The organism is Paraburkholderia sp. LEh10 (assembly GCF_017814945.1).
Lineage (GTDB): Bacteria > Pseudomonadota > Gammaproteobacteria > Burkholderiales > Burkholderiaceae > Paraburkholderia.
Genome location: NZ_JAGIPX010000013.1, coordinates 133,968 through 149,958 on the forward strand (window position 1 = coordinate 133,968; position 15,991 = coordinate 149,958).

Annotated in this window: 19 protein-coding genes; 16 read left to right on the forward strand and 3 right to left on the reverse strand. The window is 57.8% G+C overall.

Annotation, left to right across the window (positions count from 1 at the left end):
- Positions 1 to 124: 124 nt before the first annotated feature.
- Entirely contained in the window at positions 125 to 748 is a 624-nt protein-coding gene (locus J8I87_RS13800) for a YSC84-related protein (RefSeq protein ID WP_209932008.1), read from the reverse strand.
- Between the two features lie 414 nt (positions 749 to 1,162).
- Here J8I87_RS13800 and J8I87_RS13805 point away from each other — a divergent pair, with 414 nt between their 5' ends.
- The 6 genes from J8I87_RS13805 (at position 1,163) to J8I87_RS13830 (ending at position 6,731) form a co-directional block, all read left to right on the forward strand.
- Entirely contained in the window at positions 1,163 to 2,497 is a 1,335-nt protein-coding gene (locus J8I87_RS13805; protein ID WP_209932009.1) for a two-component system sensor histidine kinase NtrB, read from the forward strand.
- Positions 2,491 to 3,144, forward strand: coding sequence for a response regulator transcription factor (locus tag J8I87_RS13810; RefSeq protein WP_409518757.1), 654 nt, complete (start codon positions 2,491 to 2,493; stop codon positions 3,142 to 3,144). Before J8I87_RS13805 ends, J8I87_RS13810 begins: the two co-directional genes overlap by 7 nt.
- Positions 3,145 to 3,206: 62 nt before the next feature.
- Positions 3,207 to 3,599: a response regulator transcription factor gene (locus tag J8I87_RS13815; RefSeq protein ID WP_209932010.1), complete on the forward strand. Its 393-nt coding sequence runs from the start codon at positions 3,207 to 3,209 to the stop codon at positions 3,597 to 3,599.
- A gap of 181 nt (positions 3,600 to 3,780) precedes the next feature.
- A complete protein-coding gene (locus J8I87_RS13820; RefSeq protein ID WP_245253914.1) occupies positions 3,781 to 4,155 on the forward strand; it encodes a DUF3302 domain-containing protein in 375 nt (124 codons plus the stop codon).
- 12 nt (positions 4,156 to 4,167) lie between these two features.
- Complete coding sequence (locus J8I87_RS13825) at positions 4,168 to 5,322, forward strand: HlyD family secretion protein (RefSeq protein WP_209932011.1); 1,155 nt, start codon at positions 4,168 to 4,170, stop codon at positions 5,320 to 5,322.
- A complete protein-coding gene (locus J8I87_RS13830; RefSeq protein WP_313064458.1) occupies positions 5,289 to 6,731 on the forward strand; it encodes an efflux transporter outer membrane subunit in 1,443 nt (480 codons plus the stop codon). Before J8I87_RS13825 ends, J8I87_RS13830 begins: the two co-directional genes overlap by 34 nt.
- A 245-nt stretch (positions 6,732 to 6,976) precedes the next feature.
- Here the strand turns inward: J8I87_RS13830 and J8I87_RS46330 are convergent, their stop codons facing one another.
- Positions 6,977 to 7,096, reverse strand: a complete 120-nt coding sequence (locus J8I87_RS46330; RefSeq protein WP_209932012.1) for a hypothetical protein — start codon at positions 7,094 to 7,096, stop codon at positions 6,977 to 6,979.
- A gap of 303 nt (positions 7,097 to 7,399) precedes the next feature.
- Here J8I87_RS46330 and J8I87_RS13840 point away from each other — a divergent pair, with 303 nt between their 5' ends.
- The 10 genes from J8I87_RS13840 (at position 7,400) to J8I87_RS13885 (ending at position 15,387) form a co-directional block, all read left to right on the forward strand.
- Positions 7,400 to 7,783 carry a response regulator gene (locus J8I87_RS13840; protein ID WP_209932013.1) on the forward strand — a complete coding sequence of 128 codons (384 nt, stop codon included), beginning with the start codon at positions 7,400 to 7,402 and terminating at the stop codon, positions 7,781 to 7,783.
- A gap of 151 nt (positions 7,784 to 7,934) precedes the next feature.
- Positions 7,935 to 8,501, forward strand: a complete 567-nt coding sequence (locus J8I87_RS13845; RefSeq protein ID WP_209932014.1) for a lipid-binding SYLF domain-containing protein — start codon at positions 7,935 to 7,937, stop codon at positions 8,499 to 8,501.
- Positions 8,502 to 8,539: 38 nt separating this feature from the next.
- On the forward strand, positions 8,540 to 8,764 hold the full coding sequence (locus J8I87_RS13850) for a hypothetical protein (protein ID WP_209932015.1): 225 nt from the start codon (positions 8,540 to 8,542) through the stop codon (positions 8,762 to 8,764).
- A complete protein-coding gene (locus J8I87_RS13855; protein ID WP_209932016.1) occupies positions 8,761 to 10,050 on the forward strand; it encodes a paraquat-inducible protein A in 1,290 nt (429 codons plus the stop codon). The genes J8I87_RS13850 and J8I87_RS13855 overlap by 4 nt, the downstream gene beginning before the upstream one ends.
- Positions 10,019 to 11,659, forward strand: coding sequence for an intermembrane transport protein PqiB (locus tag J8I87_RS13860; RefSeq protein WP_209932017.1), 1,641 nt, complete (start codon positions 10,019 to 10,021; stop codon positions 11,657 to 11,659). Before J8I87_RS13855 ends, J8I87_RS13860 begins: the two co-directional genes overlap by 32 nt.
- Complete coding sequence (locus tag J8I87_RS13865) at positions 11,656 to 12,246, forward strand: membrane integrity-associated transporter subunit PqiC (protein ID WP_209932018.1); 591 nt, start codon at positions 11,656 to 11,658, stop codon at positions 12,244 to 12,246. The genes J8I87_RS13860 and J8I87_RS13865 overlap by 4 nt, the downstream gene beginning before the upstream one ends.
- 50 nt (positions 12,247 to 12,296) lie before the next feature.
- Entirely contained in the window at positions 12,297 to 13,469 is a 1,173-nt protein-coding gene (locus J8I87_RS13870; RefSeq protein ID WP_209932019.1) for a patatin-like phospholipase family protein, read from the forward strand.
- Positions 13,466 to 14,221 carry an acetoacetate decarboxylase gene (locus tag J8I87_RS13875; RefSeq protein ID WP_209932020.1) on the forward strand — a complete coding sequence of 252 codons (756 nt, stop codon included), beginning with the start codon at positions 13,466 to 13,468 and terminating at the stop codon, positions 14,219 to 14,221. The genes J8I87_RS13870 and J8I87_RS13875 overlap by 4 nt, the downstream gene beginning before the upstream one ends.
- 258 nt (positions 14,222 to 14,479) lie before the next feature.
- Positions 14,480 to 14,899: a glycine zipper family protein gene (locus J8I87_RS13880; RefSeq protein ID WP_245253916.1), complete on the forward strand. Its 420-nt coding sequence runs from the start codon at positions 14,480 to 14,482 to the stop codon at positions 14,897 to 14,899.
- Positions 14,900 to 14,919: 20 nt separating this feature from the next.
- Positions 14,920 to 15,387, forward strand: coding sequence for a hypothetical protein (locus J8I87_RS13885; protein WP_245253917.1), 468 nt, complete (start codon positions 14,920 to 14,922; stop codon positions 15,385 to 15,387).
- A gap of 369 nt (positions 15,388 to 15,756) precedes the next feature.
- Here the strand turns inward: J8I87_RS13885 and J8I87_RS13890 are convergent, their stop codons facing one another.
- On the reverse strand, positions 15,757 to 15,960 hold the full coding sequence (locus tag J8I87_RS13890) for a DUF2970 domain-containing protein (RefSeq protein ID WP_209932022.1): 204 nt from the start codon (positions 15,958 to 15,960) through the stop codon (positions 15,757 to 15,759).
- Positions 15,961 to 15,991 lie beyond the last annotated feature (31 nt).

Here is a 15,991-nt window from a genome sequence, read left to right on the forward strand (position 1 = left end):
CCCACTTCCTCGACGGTACCTGACTGGTGCGCGCGTCGCTCAGGCGCTTCTCTTCGACGACGTCATCGTTCACGGGACACATGCGACGCCTCCGCAACATCGATACCGCGGCGCCCCCGCATCTTCATCTGCTGACTTTACTGATCTTCGTCCCTCTTAAGGACGAGCCCACCATCAGACCGCGTTGGTCAAAAATAGTTGCGTAGACTTCGGATTTTACGGTTTCAGTATTCAGGTTTTTCGCCATCCCTTCGTCCATGACCACGACAGTCGGCCCCACCCCGACTTCGAAATCCTTGCTTGCTTTAAAATTGTCGAGTGCTGCGTCTGTCATGAAAAGCATTGCATAGGCGTATTGCTGAACACCTGCCTGAAATCCATAAGAAACCGAGGTCGTTGCGTAGTATCCCGTCACCTTGCCGCCCTCAATCAGTTCACCGGCACCATGCGAGACGCCCGCAAGAAATCCTGCGCGTGTGACGTTTGGGAATATCAGAACGCCCTTGGCTCGGTGAGCAAAAGCATCCATGTTTGGATGAGTCGACACCAGAGTGAAGATCGCGGCTCTGGAATCGGCGTCTATCAGACGAGTGGCGCTCGTGGGTTGTATCGTGGCAGGTGGGGGAACAGCCAGTGGTTGCGCGGGTTCCGAGGACGCTTCCGTATTGCCCGCCGAACTCGGGGTTGTGCACGCTGCCATGAACGTCAAAGCTGAAATGATGGCGAGCGTTGTAACAGTATTCGACATGATACACACTCCTTCCGATTAAGCCATGGGCTCGATGCGCCCCCGATCCATCAGTACGACAAGATGAAGTTTGGTATCTCTTTAGTGAGAGCACTATTCATCTTTAGTCTTATATGCCAATGATCCAATGAATCGATGGCGGGCCGACAATTCATTAACAAGACCTATAAATTGCACGCGTCCGCCGTGCTGAATTCAGTAAAACGCCCCTAGAAAAGTGATTTGAGGCTAAATCCGATATTCGTTTTGCGGAAAATCTTACGAGAAGCCGGAAAATCGACCTATGATCATTGGAGAATTTGCTGATCCAGATTCGCGGCTGATGCATTTCCCCTGCGGCAATCGCATCCGCGCGTGTATGTGACCATCCCTGTTATCAACGAACAAGTCACGGTTAAACGTAAGGGAAACGTAATGCTCACCTCCACAGCGAACTGCCACGACCCGACTCCGCCCGTGGGCGGGCGAACCGGCGTCATCGGTTCCATTAGCAGAAGAATTAGCACCGTCGTCGCGCAAAGGATGTTTGCAAACAAGACGATTTTGTTGTCGTCGGGGGCCACTTCAGGGAATGCCTTGCGCCGTTCCAGCGCACGATTTCACTGGCCAGGCTGGGGAAGCCGGAGAAAGCAGCGCGGTAGTACGGCGATGCGAACCGACCTGCTGGACAGTTTGCCGATAGCAGTGGTTGCGATCGATGAGCAGGAGACAATTGCATATGCGAACAAGGGAGCAATTGAGCTATTCGGTTACCAAGGGAGGGACATGCACGGCATGCCGGCGGGCATCCTGTTCCCTGCAACACGTGCTGATGCGCTTCCGTCAATTCAAAGAGCGCTAACCGCAGGCGACGATCGCGAAAGGGGTGCAATAACCGTCGTAGCCAGGAAGGCAGACAATGCAGAGTTTCTCGTTGAACTGACGGCCAACGCGTGTGATATTGACAAGGTTCATGTACAGCTGATCATCGTTGTCGATCGCAGTGAACGGTACGAACTGCACCGTAGCGCCCAGGAACTGGCGCATCTCGCGCGTATATCATCGCTTGGCGAAATGGCCGGATCGCTTGCACATGAACTGAATCAGCCTCTTACGGCGATATTGAGTAACGCACAGGCGGTACAGCACTTTATCGAAAAAGACCCAATCAACCTTCGCGAAATACGGGAAACCTTGCGGGACATCGTCGCTGACAACTGTCGCGCAAGTGAAATCATTCGACGAATCCGTTCATTGGTCAGAAAGGGAGAAGTTGAAATCCAGAGCCTGGATATGGGCAATCTGATTCGCGAAGTGGTCACACTGGTACATAGCGACGCGATCGTTCGCGGCATCAAGACGAAGATACATATCGACGATCACCTTCCGCCCGTACGCGGTGACAAGGTACAGCTCCAGCAGGTTCTACTCAACCTCCTCTTGAATGCCTTCGAGGCCGCTTGCGATAGTCCGCATTCCGATCGAACGGTAGCGCTGGACGTCATCCCGGACAGCGGGAATACGATCCTGATCGCCGTCCGCGACCGGGGTTCCGGGATGACGGTGGATCAGCTCGATACGATCTTCGAGCCGTTTGTTACATCCAAGCAGAATGGATTGGGGCTCGGCCTCTCAATCAGTCGCAAGATCGTGCTGATGCACGGAGGGTCGATCCGGGCCGAAAACAACCGGGACTGCGGTGCCACTTTCTATGTCAATCTTCCAGCTGAGGGCACTGCGGGTTATCCCCCGGCGTGCGGCGAATCGTGAACTGCGAAAAACGGGTGTTTATCGTCGACGATGACGGACTTGTTCGTCGTGCTCTTTGTCGACTTCTTGGCGCGATGGGCTATCAGGCAGAGGCCTTCGATACCGCCCAGTCATTTCTGGATAATATCGATCTCACGGCTGGACCAGCCTGCGTTGTCCTCGATCTGCAGCTTCCCGATATGAGCGGTCTCGAAGTTCAGCGCCGGTTAGACATGAGACTACCTATCGTCTTCATTACCGGTCATGGCGATATCGGCACAAGCGTCGATGCGATGAAAGCGGGGGCTACCGATTTCCTGACCAAACCGATCGATGGCGAAGTGTTGGTCGAAGCGATAAAACGGGCGCTATGTCATGCAAAGAAGGCGTTCGACGATCGCCGTGAACAGGAACATATTCAATCGCGCCTGGCAACGCTTACCCCACGAGAACGAGAAGTGATGACCCATGTCGTCGCTGGTCGTTTGAACAAGCAGGTGGCCGACAACCTCGGCATTGCAGAGGCGACAATCAAGATACATCGTGCTCGAGTGATGACCAAGATGCAGGCAGAATCACTGGCTGACCTGATCCATCTCGTGGACAAAGCAGGCGAGCGGGCATTCGCGAACCCTGCTCCACCGGTCTACAATCAAGGCAGCCGGTAACCCTTCTTTTCAAGCGTGTTCTTATGTCATGAGAGGTCGACGAAAAGGTCGATCCGCTATCAATGCACAGCACAAGCCCATATGTTGCAATAGTAGACGATGACGCATCGGTGTGCCGGGCGATCAGGCGCCTGCTTTTATCGATCGAAATCGAAGCCGATATTTTTCTCAGTGGCGAGGAATTTCTGAGTGCATGGTCCAACGACCCGAAGCGCTTGCCCGCGTGCGTGATTCTCGACATTCATATGCCAGGTATGAATGGCCTCGAGGTACAACGGCAATTGTCTGGTAGTGGCATATCGATCATTATCATGACGGCGTTTGACGAAATCGGGGTGCATCAACAGGCACTCTCTTCGGGCGCGGCAGGATATCTTCGAAAACCGTTTTCTGAGTCGATACTTTTGAGTACCGTGAAGACTGCATTGCAGGAGCAGACTTCTTCGGAAAAGTAAAGAGATTTTCAGATCTTAAATGCTCGCATATTAAAAGCTAATGAATTGAATAACCCGGCAGAATATGACATCTCGTGTATTGTCGGTATTAGACCATGGTTCTATAGCGATGTCTGAGCGGACCGCATAGTCTTCCAAAGGTATTGATAGCGCAGCCTGCGCGTCTGACAGGGAGCTTGAGATGCTCGGATTTGAACTCGGGTTCTGGGATTACGTGACATTTGCCACGGCGTTTCTCGCTGGCGGTGCCGGCATTCTCACCTACATCTGGATCGCGGGCTTGCCAGGACGCATCGCGATCGCCCGCCGCCATCCGGAAGCCGAAGCAGTGAAGCTCATGGGATGGGCAGGACTGCTGCCCACGATATTGCCGTGGATTCAGGCATTCATTTGGGCCTTCAAACCTACCGACGTCATCGATATCCGGCGTTTCCCACGCGAGGAGGCTCGTGCGATCGAAGAGGAACATGCGCGCCTGACTGGCGTCGCGCCTTCCACTCCTAAAGAACCCCGAACCGATGCAGGGCGCACAGAGGATAGCAAAGCTAAACGCTGAGGGAGGCAATGCATGCTACTCGGATTTGTACTGCTATTCGCCTATGGCTTCGTCGTCTGGCTGGTCTTTTTCAAGTTCCGGTGGCTCAGGTTCACCATTGGATGGGGCTTCTTCTCCACGTTCTTCGTGCTGCATCTTGGCATCATATTCCTGGTTGGGCTGCGCTACGTCACCCCGGCGTCAACAGAGGCGCGCGTCATCCAGCACACGATCCAGCTCACGCCGCGCCTGTCGGAGCCGACACTCGTCACAGCCGTACTCGTGCAACCCAATGTCCACGTCAAGCAGGGTACACCGTTGTTCCAGTTCGATAGGCGCGTATACGAGGACAAAGTGAAGCAGTTGGAGGCGCAACTCGCGCAGGCGAAGCAGAACGTACTGGTAATGAAATCCGACGTTCAGGTGGCAACTGAGAAGATCGACAGGCTGAAGAGCGAACTCGAGTACGCCACCTACCAGGAGAAGCTTTCTGCCTCTCTGGCGAAGCGGGGCGCGGGACCTGAGGAGGATGCGCAGAAGTGGCACGCACAGGCAGCCGCGAATATCGCTGCAATCAAGGAGGCGCAGGCTGAGAAAGAGCGTGCGTTGCTCCAATTCCAATCCGAAATCGGCGGCGTGAATACCACGGTGTCGTCGATCGAAGCCGAACTAGATCAGGCGCGCTTTTACCTCGACAACACCCTGCTGGTCGCTCCGGAGGATGGTTACATCATCAATCTGCAGGTCCGGCCCGGGATGGTGTCGGGCGACATTCGCTTCGGCGCGATTGCGTCGTTTGTCTGCGATGCTGATCGTTTCGTTCTTGCGCAATTCTTCCAGGAGAATCTGAAGTACGTGAAGCCGGGACAGCCGGTGGAAGTCGCATTGGATCTCTATCCCGGGCAGATCTGGCCAGGCAAGGTCGCGGCAATCTGGCAGGGAAGCGGCGCGGGACAAATGCTCCCCAGCGGTGCGCTGCCGAATTTCAACGCTGTACCTGGTGAGACCCCGCAAGGCCAGTTCGCAGTTGCAATCACACTCGACGATCCGGACCAGACCAAATTCCCGATTGGTACGCAGGGGCGCGCAGCAATCTACACGAGCGCGGGTAGCAGCTTCGACGTACTACGTAAAGTCGCGATCCGTTCCTACACGTGGTACAACTGGCTGTACCCCTTCTCACCATGATGCGCGCGCGGTCGTTGAACGTTGTAGTGATTGCAGCGCTGACCGCCGGTTGTGCGTTGGCGCCGCCACCGCAGCACAGCGAACTCGTGGACGAGGCCTTGCCCAAAGGCACAAGCATCCCGGCGGCCTGGACATCGGATGCAAATGCCGACCCGGTTGCCGACGACTGGTTGAAGTCACTAGACGATCCAATGCTCAATGCGATCGTCGCCGAAGCGCTCGCCAACAACCTCGACTTACGACAGGCGGCCGACCGTGTGACGATCGCGCAGCAATCTGTCATTGTCGCCGGCGCACAACTGTGGCCACAGATCGGTGCAGCAGTAGGGGGGCGAACCACTCATGACTTCGACCACAACAACGACTCGAACACCTCGATCGTTTTGGGCACTGTCGCGTGGGAAGTGGATGTCTGGGGTAAGCTGCGCGCCCGGCGAGCCGCGGCGGTTGCCGGGTATGAGGCGACAGCGCTTGATTATGCGTACGCACGACAGTCGCTGGCCGCAACGGTAGCGCAGGCGTGGTACCTCGCGATCGAAGCGAGGCAGCTGCTCGCACTCGCTGAACATTCGGTCGATATCTATCTCCAGTTGCTTGACCTCGTGTCGACGCGGCGCTCTGCGGGCAAGGATTCCGACCTCGACGTGGCCGACATGCGCGCCAAACTCGAAACGGCCCGCAGTTCCGTCGAGGCCACACGCCAGTCGTATGGTGACGCACGCCGCGCGCTGGAGGTGCTGCTCGGCCGCTATCCCGCCGACGAAATCGACGTCGCCACAACCTATCCTCTCTTGCCGCCCCCTCCAGCGACAGGGCTGCCCGCAGCCTTGCTCGAACGGCGGCCCGACCTGATCGCTGCCGAGCGCGAGGTGCTGGCCGCGTTTCGTCAGGAGGAAGTGGCGAAGCTGGCGCTGCTGCCTGACTTCTCTTTCTCGTTTGCGGGTGGACGGCTCGGTGATCCGCTCTTTTCCTTAATGAACCTCAATCCGTGGCTGGTGACCGCCGCGATCGGCGCATCGATTCCGATCTTTACGGGTGGTTCGCTGGAAGCCGAGGTCAAGATTGCGACTGCGCAACAGCAACAGGCAGTCGGCCACTACGGCAGCGTTGTGCTAGTCGCATTTCGAGAGGTCGAGGATTCTCTCGCTAACGAGCAGTTGCTGGCGAAACGATTGCCACTCGAAAAGACCGCTGTCGACGCGCGCACCGAAGCCGTGCGCATCGCGACGTTGCAGTACAAGGCGGGTCGCCGAGACCTCTTATGGGTCTCGAATTTGCAGACGGCTGAGCTCGCCAGCCAGGCGGACCTCATCAAGTTATGGGGCCTGCAGCGCAGAAACCGCATTCGCTTGTATCTCGCGCTCGGCGGAAGCTTCGACTCGACGCCGTCGAAAGCGTTATCGCAGTGACTGGATAGGCTAGTGGACAGTTGCTTCGACTGACCGAGAAACGCCCGCAGCGCGCAATAGCAGGCGCCTCTATCACATGCTTTTGCTACGTGGGCACCGTCGATGACAGACTATCGATCGGCAGCGTATTTCGGCTCAGCGGTCATGTCCTGACGGAGTGGGCAGTACTTGGTGCGCGACGCCTTTGGCCCGCGCGAAGCCCACGATCTGCCCGCTGTCGCTGATGACTTTTGCTTTTGCCAATATCATGAGCCCGGCACTGTATCGACGAGACTATTCAGATCGTAAATGCTGCCGTTTTTATGCAGAAAGGGACGGTGGGTTCCGTTGTCCATGATGCAATCGCCTACCACCTCGCCGCGCACGTTGATGCTCCATGCTTGCCGCCCGCTGGCCGCCGAGATGTGCGGTCGGCAAGCCTGTCGCCCAAAATGTCGCCGCGTTCGTTGATGGCTCGTCGCTGCCCCATCCGCGAGTGCACCAGGATCATCCAGGATCGTTCACCTGCTTGTCAGTGCGAGGAGTTTTGCAGACCTACCTTAACTGGACAGCAGTTCTCGTCACGGGTATCTCACCAAAGTCTTATATCAAAAACGGTTATGGCGTTCTAGTGTTTAAGCGTGTCCCGGAACGCATGGTGCCATGGTGCTCTTACTGGATCCTCCGCCATGACTAGACAGAAGCCGTTTGTTGCGGTAGTCGACGACGATACCTCAGTGAATCGCGCGATCCGAAGACTACTGCGCTCGATGGGCGTTGCTGCGGATAGATTTCGCACCGGAGACGAACTGTTGGAGACGATGCGCTCCATTCCTTCTTATCGTCCGGGATGCGTAATCCTCGATGTTCAAATGCCGGGCACGAACGGACTTGAAATCCAGCAGCGCCTCGTGGCGTTCGGGGCTCCCGTTATTTTCACGACATCCCATGAAGGTGTCATCGAACGTGACAAGGCGCTGGCGGCGGGCGCGATTGCCTACATCAGAAGGCCATTCGATGACGAGTTGTTTATGAAGGCAGTGCGCGCAGCATTCGCATCAGCACGCAAATAGCGGTATTGCGGTTAGGAAGAGAGTGATGGAGCAGCTGTAACGCTGAATAACAAGCTGGATAACAAGCTGTTCTTGCGAAGCGTTGTCGAAATCTTGACGGTGTCGCGCCATAAATTGAGGAGTTCTCTCATTTGTGATCGGAGAATGTGTCATGAATAGATTCCTTCAATCCATTGTGTCAATTCCTGTTTTGCTGATTGCGTTAGGCTGTTCGACACAGCAGATGTTGTCTTCAGGAGGCGGAGACCCGCAACTTGAGCAGGCCGCCCGTGGGGAACTGGACAAGCTGTATAGCACGACGCCCAAGGCAAAAGAGCTTCAGGGCCATGCCAAAGCGATTCTGATATTTCCGACCATCTACAAGGCGGGTTTCCTCGTTGGCGCACAGGGAGGAAACGGGGTCATGTTCGACCCCTCCGGAAAGGTGCTTGCATACTACAATGCGACCGCTTTTTCATATGGACTTCAGGCGGGCGCGCAGGAGTTTTCCGAAGCGATGTTCCTGATGAACCAGAATTCAATTAACTACCTCCAGACAAAGAGCGATGGTTGGTCAGTGGGTGTCGGGCCAAGTGTCGTCGTCCTGGATGACGGGGCTGCGAAAGCACTGACTACGACTACGATGCAGTCGGATGTCTATGCGTTTCTGTTTGCACAGGAAGGGTTGATGGCCGGCATGGGGGTGCAGGGCCAAAAGATATCGAAGCTGGGACGATAAAGGCGGGGCGGCCAGATGCAAGACAAGGTGGAGAGCATATGGTTACCTTCTTTTTGTACACCAGGTCTGGCGGCGCCAAACGGAGGAAGTCCGGCTTAGTGCTGCGGAGCGTCTTTTCCAGCGTGCTTTTACCGGATGCGGCGACGGCCAGTCGCAAGCGTGCAGCCGGTCTCACCCTCGATGCATTCGACAGGTTGAGGACGGTCTCGGAGCACGATACGCCCGTTGATTTTGAGAGCGGCGAAACGGGAGTGCAGGCATGAGCAGCGCTCCTCTCATTGCCTGTCACCAGTGCGATCTGTTGCAGCGCGAATCCCCTATCGAGGACAACGGCGCCGCTCGCTGCACGCGCTGCGGTGCGCCGCTGTACCGCAGCCGTCCCGGAGGCCTTGAGCAGACGCTCGCGTGTACGTTGGCAGCGCTGGTGACGTTTGCGTTAGCGAATGCGTATCCCGTCGTCGGGCTGTCAGTCAATGGAACTCTCGTCGACACCACATTGCTCGGCGCCGTGTTCGATCTCTACCATGATGGTGTCTGGCCAATTGCAGGTCTGGTTTTTCTGACCACGCTGTTCGTGCCCTTGCTCGACATGCTGGCGTTGCTGTACCTGCTGATGCCGTTGCGTCTCGGCGTGGCTCCCCACAGACCCGACCTTGCCTTTCGCGTGTTACACGTGGTCGAGCCCTGGTGCATGACGGAAGTATTGATCCTGGGATTGCTGGTAGCGCTGGTCAAGCTCTCGGTCATTGCCACCGTCGTGCCAGGAATTGGACTCTACGCGTTCGGCGTGCAGATGTTACTGCTGGCCGCGATGTCCTCGGGTTTCGAACCACGTGATATCTGGTTGCGGGTCAGTGCAATCAGGAAGGCTGGCGCAATGGCATGTTCGACGCCATCCACCGCTTCGGCATCGACCGCGTCTTCGGCCGGCCTTTATGTATGTCATCAATGTGGGCTGCTATCGGCTGCTGCCCGGCTGCACTCGGCGCGTTGTCCGCGTTGCCGCGCGCATCTGCGTTTCCGCACGCCCGCCAGCATCAGCCGCACATGGGCGTTTCTGGTGGCCGCTGCCGTCCTGTATGTGCCTGCAAACGCGCTGCCGGTGATGTATACGAGCTCGATATTCGGTGCGGAGAACGACACGATACTGAGCGGTGTGGTCTACCTCTGGGCATCCGGGTCATGGCCGCTAGCGATCGTCGTGTTCATCGCGAGCATCGCTGTGCCGATGCTGAAGATCATTGCGCTCGTCTTTCTCGTGGTAACCGCACAGCGTCGCTCGCGATGGATGCAAAGGCGCAGGGCACGCATCTATCGCATCGTCGAACTGGTGGGACGTTGGTCGATGCTCGATATCTATGTCATTACCATGCTGGTGGCGCTCGTCCAGTTCAACGCGTTGGCAACAATTGAAGCAGGTCCGGCTGCAATTGCTTTTGGCGCCGTTGTCGTGCTGACCATGTTTGCAGCGATGTCATTCGACCCGCGGCTGACGTGGGACACCACTGAGGCAGATCATGGACAAGCCGCCCCAGGCTCACGCCAATGAGCCGCAGGAACCTGGCGGGCCGGACTTCCCTGCTGTCGAGACGGTCCGTCGCGCCCGCTGGCGCGTGCAACTGGTTTGGCTGGTGCCGCTTGTTGCCGTTTTGATCGGCGGCTGGCTTGCGATCAAGGCAGTACTCGAACAGGGACCGACCGTCACGATCAGCTTCAACACGGGCGACGGGCTGGAGGCAGGCAAGACCAAGATCAGGTTCAAGAACGTCGAAGTCGGCACGGTCAAGAGAGTGGTGTTATCGAACGACCATACCCGCGTCATCGCGACAGCCGAGATCACAAAGAGCGCGTCCGACATGCTGGTGGACGATTCCCGTTTCTGGGTCGTTCGGCCGCGGATTTCGGGCGGCACGGTCTCCGGCCTGAGCACGTTGTTGTCCGGCTCGTACGTCAGCATGGACCCCGGCAGGTCGAAAGTCGCGCGACACGACTTTATTGGTCTCGAGACGCCGCCCGTCATCGCGACGGGCGAGTCTGGACGTGAGTTCGTGCTCAAAGGTGAAGACATGGGATCGCTCGATGTCGGCTCGCCAGTCTTCTTCCGTCGCCTGCAGGTCGGCCAGGTGACGTCATACAATCTCGACGCTGATGGCAAAGGCGTCACGCTGCACGTCTTCGTCAATGCGCCGTACGACCGATACGTGACGAAGGGCACGCGATTCTGGCAGGCGAGTGGCATCGACGTATCGCTCGATGCGGCAGGTGTTCGCGTCAACACGGAGTCGCTTGTTTCGATTCTCGTCGGTGGACTGGCGTTTCAGACGCCAACGGAATCGGCCAGCAGCGAGCAGGCTGCCGCGCGCAGTGAATTTGTCCTGTACCCGGACCGTGCGGAAGCCATGAAGCATCCCGACCGGATCGTCGTTCCGTACGTCTTCAACTTCAAGGAATCCGTGCGGGGGCTGGTCGTGGGTGCGCCCGTCGAATTCCGGGGCATCCCAGTCGGCGAAGTGACGGCCATCTACACGCGCTTCGATCGCGCCAGGAACGAGTTCAGCATTCCCGTCGAAGTGCATCTGTATCCCGAGCGCTTTACGTCGCGTTATGCATCGGGGGAGAGAGGCGGCAGGCTCACGTCGGAACCGGAGAAACTCGCCCAGATTCTCGTGGACCGGGGTTTGCGCGGGCAATTGCGCACGGGCAGTCTGCTGACGGGACAACTCTATATTGCTCTGGACTTCTTCCCGGACGCGCCGAAAGCCACCGTTGACTTTGCTTCGAATCCGCCGGAACTGCCGACCGTTCCCGGCGGCCTTCAATCCCTCCAGGACTCGGTCTCGAGTCTGATCGCCAAGCTCAACAAGGTGCCATTCGAGGGTATCGGTAACAACGCGCGGCAGACCCTTGCGGACGCCGACAAGCTGGTGAAGGCCCTCGACTCCGGGATCGTTCCGGATGCCCGTGCCACGTTGACTGCAGCCCGCAATGCGATCGACTCGGCCAACGGCGCACTCCAGCCAGATAGCGTGCTGACGCAGAACACCGTGGAGACGATGCGCGAGATGTCACGCGCGGCTGCCGCGTTGCGCACGCTTGCCGATTACCTCGAACGCCATCCAGAGGCGCTACTCAGAGGCAAGACGGGGGGCGAAAAATGATGCGCCGTGTTTGCCTTCTAATGTTGATGGCCGTGTCGATGATCGTGTTGGCGGCGTGCGCAAGATCGCCGCGCGCGGAGTTCTACACCTTGAGCGCCGAGCCGATGGACCGGCTCGTTGCACCCGTGATGCCGGCAGCGATCGTTATCGACACCATTACCGTGCCTGACCTGGTCAACCGCCCGCAGTTCGTACTGCGCATCAGCCAATCGCAGGTGAGGATCGACGAGTTCGCGCGATGGGCCGAACCGCTGAAGAATCAGATCGCCGGCGTGCTTGCGGCCAACCTGGCAGAGCTGTTTCCCGACGCTGTCGTTTTCGGTTTCCCGCAGCCGGCAGGCAAACCGGCTGTTCGGCTGTCGGTCGACGTGCAGATTTTCGATTCATCCATAAGTGAAGGGACGCTGATGGTTGCATTGTGGTCGATACGCTATCCCGGTGTGACTGGCGCGACAGACGGGAAGATTGCGTTGCATGAACAGGTTAGCGGTCCGGGGTACGACGCCTTGGTCGACGCACATAGCCGTGCTCTTGCGATGCTTAGCCGTGAGATCTCGCAAGCGATCATCTCAGGAACGAAAAAATGAAGTCCGCTCTGTCAGATTCCGCATCTTACTTGTCCATATGGTGAAGCGCGATGACAGCCAATACGACGGCGCTGCCCACGCAGATAGCCGAGAACCTCGCGAAATTCGAACACACCGTGCTTGTATTGCAAGGCGGGGGCGCTTTGGGCGCGTATCAGGCAGGCGTGTTCACCGGGATTACGGAGGTCGGCATTGTTCCCGACTGGATTGCCGGCATCTCTATTGGCGCGATTAACGCGGCGCTCATTGCAGGCAATCCGCCTGAAAGACGAGTCAAGCGGCTACGCGAGTTCTGGGACCGCGCTTGCGCGCGCACGTCCTTCCTTTCGCACCCACTGTATGACGCCGCGCGGCCGTGGCTCAATGCATGGAGTGCGGCATCCGTTGTCGCGTTCGGCGTGCCCGGATTCTTTGTGCCGCGTATGCCGCCGCCATTCATGGCTGTTCAGGGCAGTGTCGGCGCGCTGAGCTTCTACGACACCCAGCCGCTCAAGAGCACCCTGGAGGAGCTTGTCGACTTCGATCTGATCAACCGTCAGGACATACGTCTTTCGCTTGGCGCGGTCAATGTGTGCACCGGTGAGTCTGTCTACTTCGACAACACCAGAATGCGGATTGCCCCTGAGCATGTGATGGCAAGCGGTGCGCTGCCTCCAGGTTTCCCGCCGGTGCAGATCGATGGGCAATGGTACTGGGATGGCGGAATTTCTTCCAATACGCCGATGTGGTACGTCGTCGATGAGGCGTATCGGGAAAGCGCGCTCGTTTTGCAGGTCGATGTGTTCGCCGGCGCGGGGGAATTGCCTCAGAACCTTCAACAGGTTCAGGAGCGCCTGAAGGATATCCAGTATGCAAGCAAAACGCGCTTCAACGCGAGACACGTCAGAAACACAGAGGAGCTAAGAACGGCGCTGCGTCGTCTGCTGGAGAAGATTCCGGACGCTCTGCGCAACGACCCGGATGTACAGCGCCTGACGGAAGTCAGTACGCGAGGCGCAGTGGCGCTGGTTCATTTGACTAACCGTCACGATACCCGCTCATCGGATTTCAAGGATTACGAGTTTTCGCGTGCCACGATCGGCGAACTGTGGCAAGGCGGGCTCGATGATGTGCGTGACGGTATCGCGCGACAGGCATGGCAAGACGTAGTCGAGCTTGCGCAAGGGATTCACGTCTACGAATTCACACCGCTCAATCCAGGACAGCAGGAGAGAACATCATGACCGAATCTGAGGTAAGAGACCGTGCCTTCGCAATGCCGCTCACGAGCCCCGCCTTTCCACCGGGACCGTATCGATTTGTCGACCGGGAATTCCTGATCATCACCTATCGGACTGATCCAGACGCGCTGAGGAAGGTGGTACCAGGGCCGCTCGAGATGACCGAGCCGATCGTTAAATTTGAGTTCATCCGGATGCCGAACTCGACGGGTTTCGGTGACTACACCGAAAGTGGACAGGTTATACCAGTGACGTTTCAGGGAAAGAGTGGCGGGTACGTGCATGCGATGTTTCTTGATGACATGGCACCAATCGCTGCCGGTCGGGAAATCTGGGGGTTCCCCAAAAAACTTGCTAGTCCAGAGCTTCGCGTCGAGAAGGACACGATTGGCGGCATGTTGCGATATGGTCCATTTCCGATTGCTGTCGCCACGATGGGCTACAAATATCATCCCGTGCATCATGACAGAATCCTCGCATCCCTGTCTGCGCCAAATTATCTGCTCAAGATCATTCCGCATGTGGATGGCTCCCCTCGAATCTGCGAACTCGTGCGCTATTGCTGTGAGGAGATCACAGTCAAGGGCGCGTGGGAGGGCCCCGCAGCGCTTGAGTTATTCCATCATGCGCTTGCACCTGTCGCCGAACTGCCGGTCCTCGAAGTACTTTCCGGAGTACATATTCTGACTGACCTGACACTCGGTCTCGGTACAGTTGTCCACGACTATCTGTCGGATCGAAGAACCGTATCGTAATGCAGTGGGATAAATCGGCGCATTGGCGCTGGCACTGCGAGCGGTATTGGCATGAGGTTACCCACCGCATGCATCTGAAGTTTTCAGTTACGGACCATTGAGCTCAGCGTGGCCTGAGCGACCGGGTGGATTGCTGGTCGCGAGGCGGCGATGAAGCGACGCCCTTTCGGGCTTGAAGAAACCGTTGGAGTTGACGCTATGCTACGTTCTGTTCGATTCCTTGCCGGAATTCTGGCCTCGTCTCTATCGGTTGTAGCCTTGAGCGCGCAGCCGATCATCTATCCCGCCCGTGGCCAGAGTGCGGAAAGGCAGCAAATCGACACTCAGGAATGTCACGCATGGGCCCAGAGAACAACGGGTGTCGACCCGGTCGCTGTTGCCGAGCAGATGGCGTACGCGCCCGCGCCGGACCAGCAGCGAGGCGAAATGTTGCGAGGGGCTGGCGGCGGAGCGTTGTTCGGCACCGTGGTCGGGGGCGTGGCGGGCGGCCACTGGGGCGAGGGCGCCGGCGTCGGCGCGCTGGTCGGATCGATGGGCATGGGCATGCGAATGCGGCGCGAGCGCCAGCAGGCCGCCATGCAGCAGGAAGGCATGCAGCAGCAGGCATCGGGGCAGCTGGCAACCTATAACCGCGCGGTCGCGGCATGCATGACGGGACGCGGCTACACCGTCGAGTAAATAGCGGGTGAACGTCACCCATGCGCTGGACGATCAGTCGGCTGTCCTATTGCAGCCCGACCATTGCACGACATGCAGGAGGACAAGCGATGCGAAAGTTACTGCGGACGACTGCCGCCGCGATCCTGGTGTGCGCGACCCCGACCTGGGTGCTCGGTGCAGACTTTGATGGCAGCAAACCGCTGTTGTGCGCGACGATCGATGCGCACTTCTGCGATATAGGGGAAGTCTGTTACCGCACGCTGCCGGGCATCCTCGGTGCACCTGACTTCGTGCGCCTTAATTTCGCCAAGAAGATGTTAGTCGGTTCACAGCGCAGCACGCCGATCCGCTACATGGAGACGGGTGAAGGTCAATTGATTCTGCAAGGCACGGAGCTGGGCTATGGCTGGAGCATTGCGCTTGATACGAAAACGGGTGGCATGTCCGCGACGCTGGTGAACCGCGACGATGTGTTTGTGCTGTTTGGGACGTGCACGCCGTCGTAGCCACGCGGTCTGGGGCAGTGTCCGGGACTTGGGCACTGCGCGAGAGCGCAAGCCAAAGGATCATGGACGACACGGCAACAGGGGAGCACAGTCACGGGCTGGCCGCGCTGACCGTCATATCGCTCGTCGCAGGAGCGGCCTGCGGCTTGCCTGGAACGATCTTCCGGTTCTCCCTTGGTGCAACACAAAGCAGTGAATCAGCTTAAGCAACGAATGCCGAAGACAACGCAAGAAGGTCTGGTCGAAAGCAGTCGCTGCGTGCGAATCGCCTCGACCTTTGACGGCTACCCGTTCCGTTGTACTTGGCGGATTCAACCTACCGCAGAGCGGCCTGGAGACCCTGCGCGTTGTCGTAGCGCATGCGCTGCCTCAGAAACCCTGCATCGTCCCGACCGAATTCACGACAAGATGTACGACACCGAAGATCCCCACCCCGATGAGCAGCGCCATCGCTACGGCAACGAATGGCAACATCACCATATTGACGTTCGCGAAGTCGGCCTCATGTGACGCGCGTTTGCGCACCCCAAAAAAGCTCGACAATACAATACGTATCATGTGAAACAACTGCATGGCGCTCTCCTATCGGAATATCATTGCGGTC

Bases quoted from the DNA above. Each gene is read 5' to 3' on its own strand.
- J8I87_RS13800 (WP_209932008.1), bottom strand. From the start codon at position 748: ATGTCGAATACTGTTACAACGCTCGCCATCATTTCAGCTTTGACGTTC.
- J8I87_RS13805 (WP_209932009.1), top strand. From the start codon at position 1,163: ATGCTCACCTCCACAGCGAACTGCCACGACCCGACTCCGCCCGTGGGC.
- J8I87_RS13815 (WP_209932010.1), top strand. From the start codon at position 3,207: ATGCACAGCACAAGCCCATATGTTGCAATAGTAGACGATGACGCATCG.
- J8I87_RS13820 (WP_245253914.1), top strand. From the start codon at position 3,781: ATGCTCGGATTTGAACTCGGGTTCTGGGATTACGTGACATTTGCCACG.
- J8I87_RS13825 (WP_209932011.1), top strand. From the start codon at position 4,168: ATGCTACTCGGATTTGTACTGCTATTCGCCTATGGCTTCGTCGTCTGG.
- J8I87_RS13840 (WP_209932013.1), top strand. From the start codon at position 7,400: ATGACTAGACAGAAGCCGTTTGTTGCGGTAGTCGACGACGATACCTCA.
- J8I87_RS13845 (WP_209932014.1), top strand. From the start codon at position 7,935: ATGAATAGATTCCTTCAATCCATTGTGTCAATTCCTGTTTTGCTGATT.
- J8I87_RS13850 (WP_209932015.1), top strand. From the start codon at position 8,540: ATGGTTACCTTCTTTTTGTACACCAGGTCTGGCGGCGCCAAACGGAGG.
- J8I87_RS13855 (WP_209932016.1), top strand. From the start codon at position 8,761: ATGAGCAGCGCTCCTCTCATTGCCTGTCACCAGTGCGATCTGTTGCAG.
- J8I87_RS13860 (WP_209932017.1), top strand. From the start codon at position 10,019: ATGGACAAGCCGCCCCAGGCTCACGCCAATGAGCCGCAGGAACCTGGC.
- J8I87_RS13865 (WP_209932018.1), top strand. From the start codon at position 11,656: ATGATGCGCCGTGTTTGCCTTCTAATGTTGATGGCCGTGTCGATGATC.
- J8I87_RS13870 (WP_209932019.1), top strand. From the start codon at position 12,297: ATGACAGCCAATACGACGGCGCTGCCCACGCAGATAGCCGAGAACCTC.
- J8I87_RS13875 (WP_209932020.1), top strand. From the start codon at position 13,466: ATGACCGAATCTGAGGTAAGAGACCGTGCCTTCGCAATGCCGCTCACG.
- J8I87_RS13885 (WP_245253917.1), top strand. From the start codon at position 14,920: ATGCGCTGGACGATCAGTCGGCTGTCCTATTGCAGCCCGACCATTGCA.
- J8I87_RS13890 (WP_209932022.1), bottom strand. From the start codon at position 15,960: ATGCAGTTGTTTCACATGATACGTATTGTATTGTCGAGCTTTTTTGGG.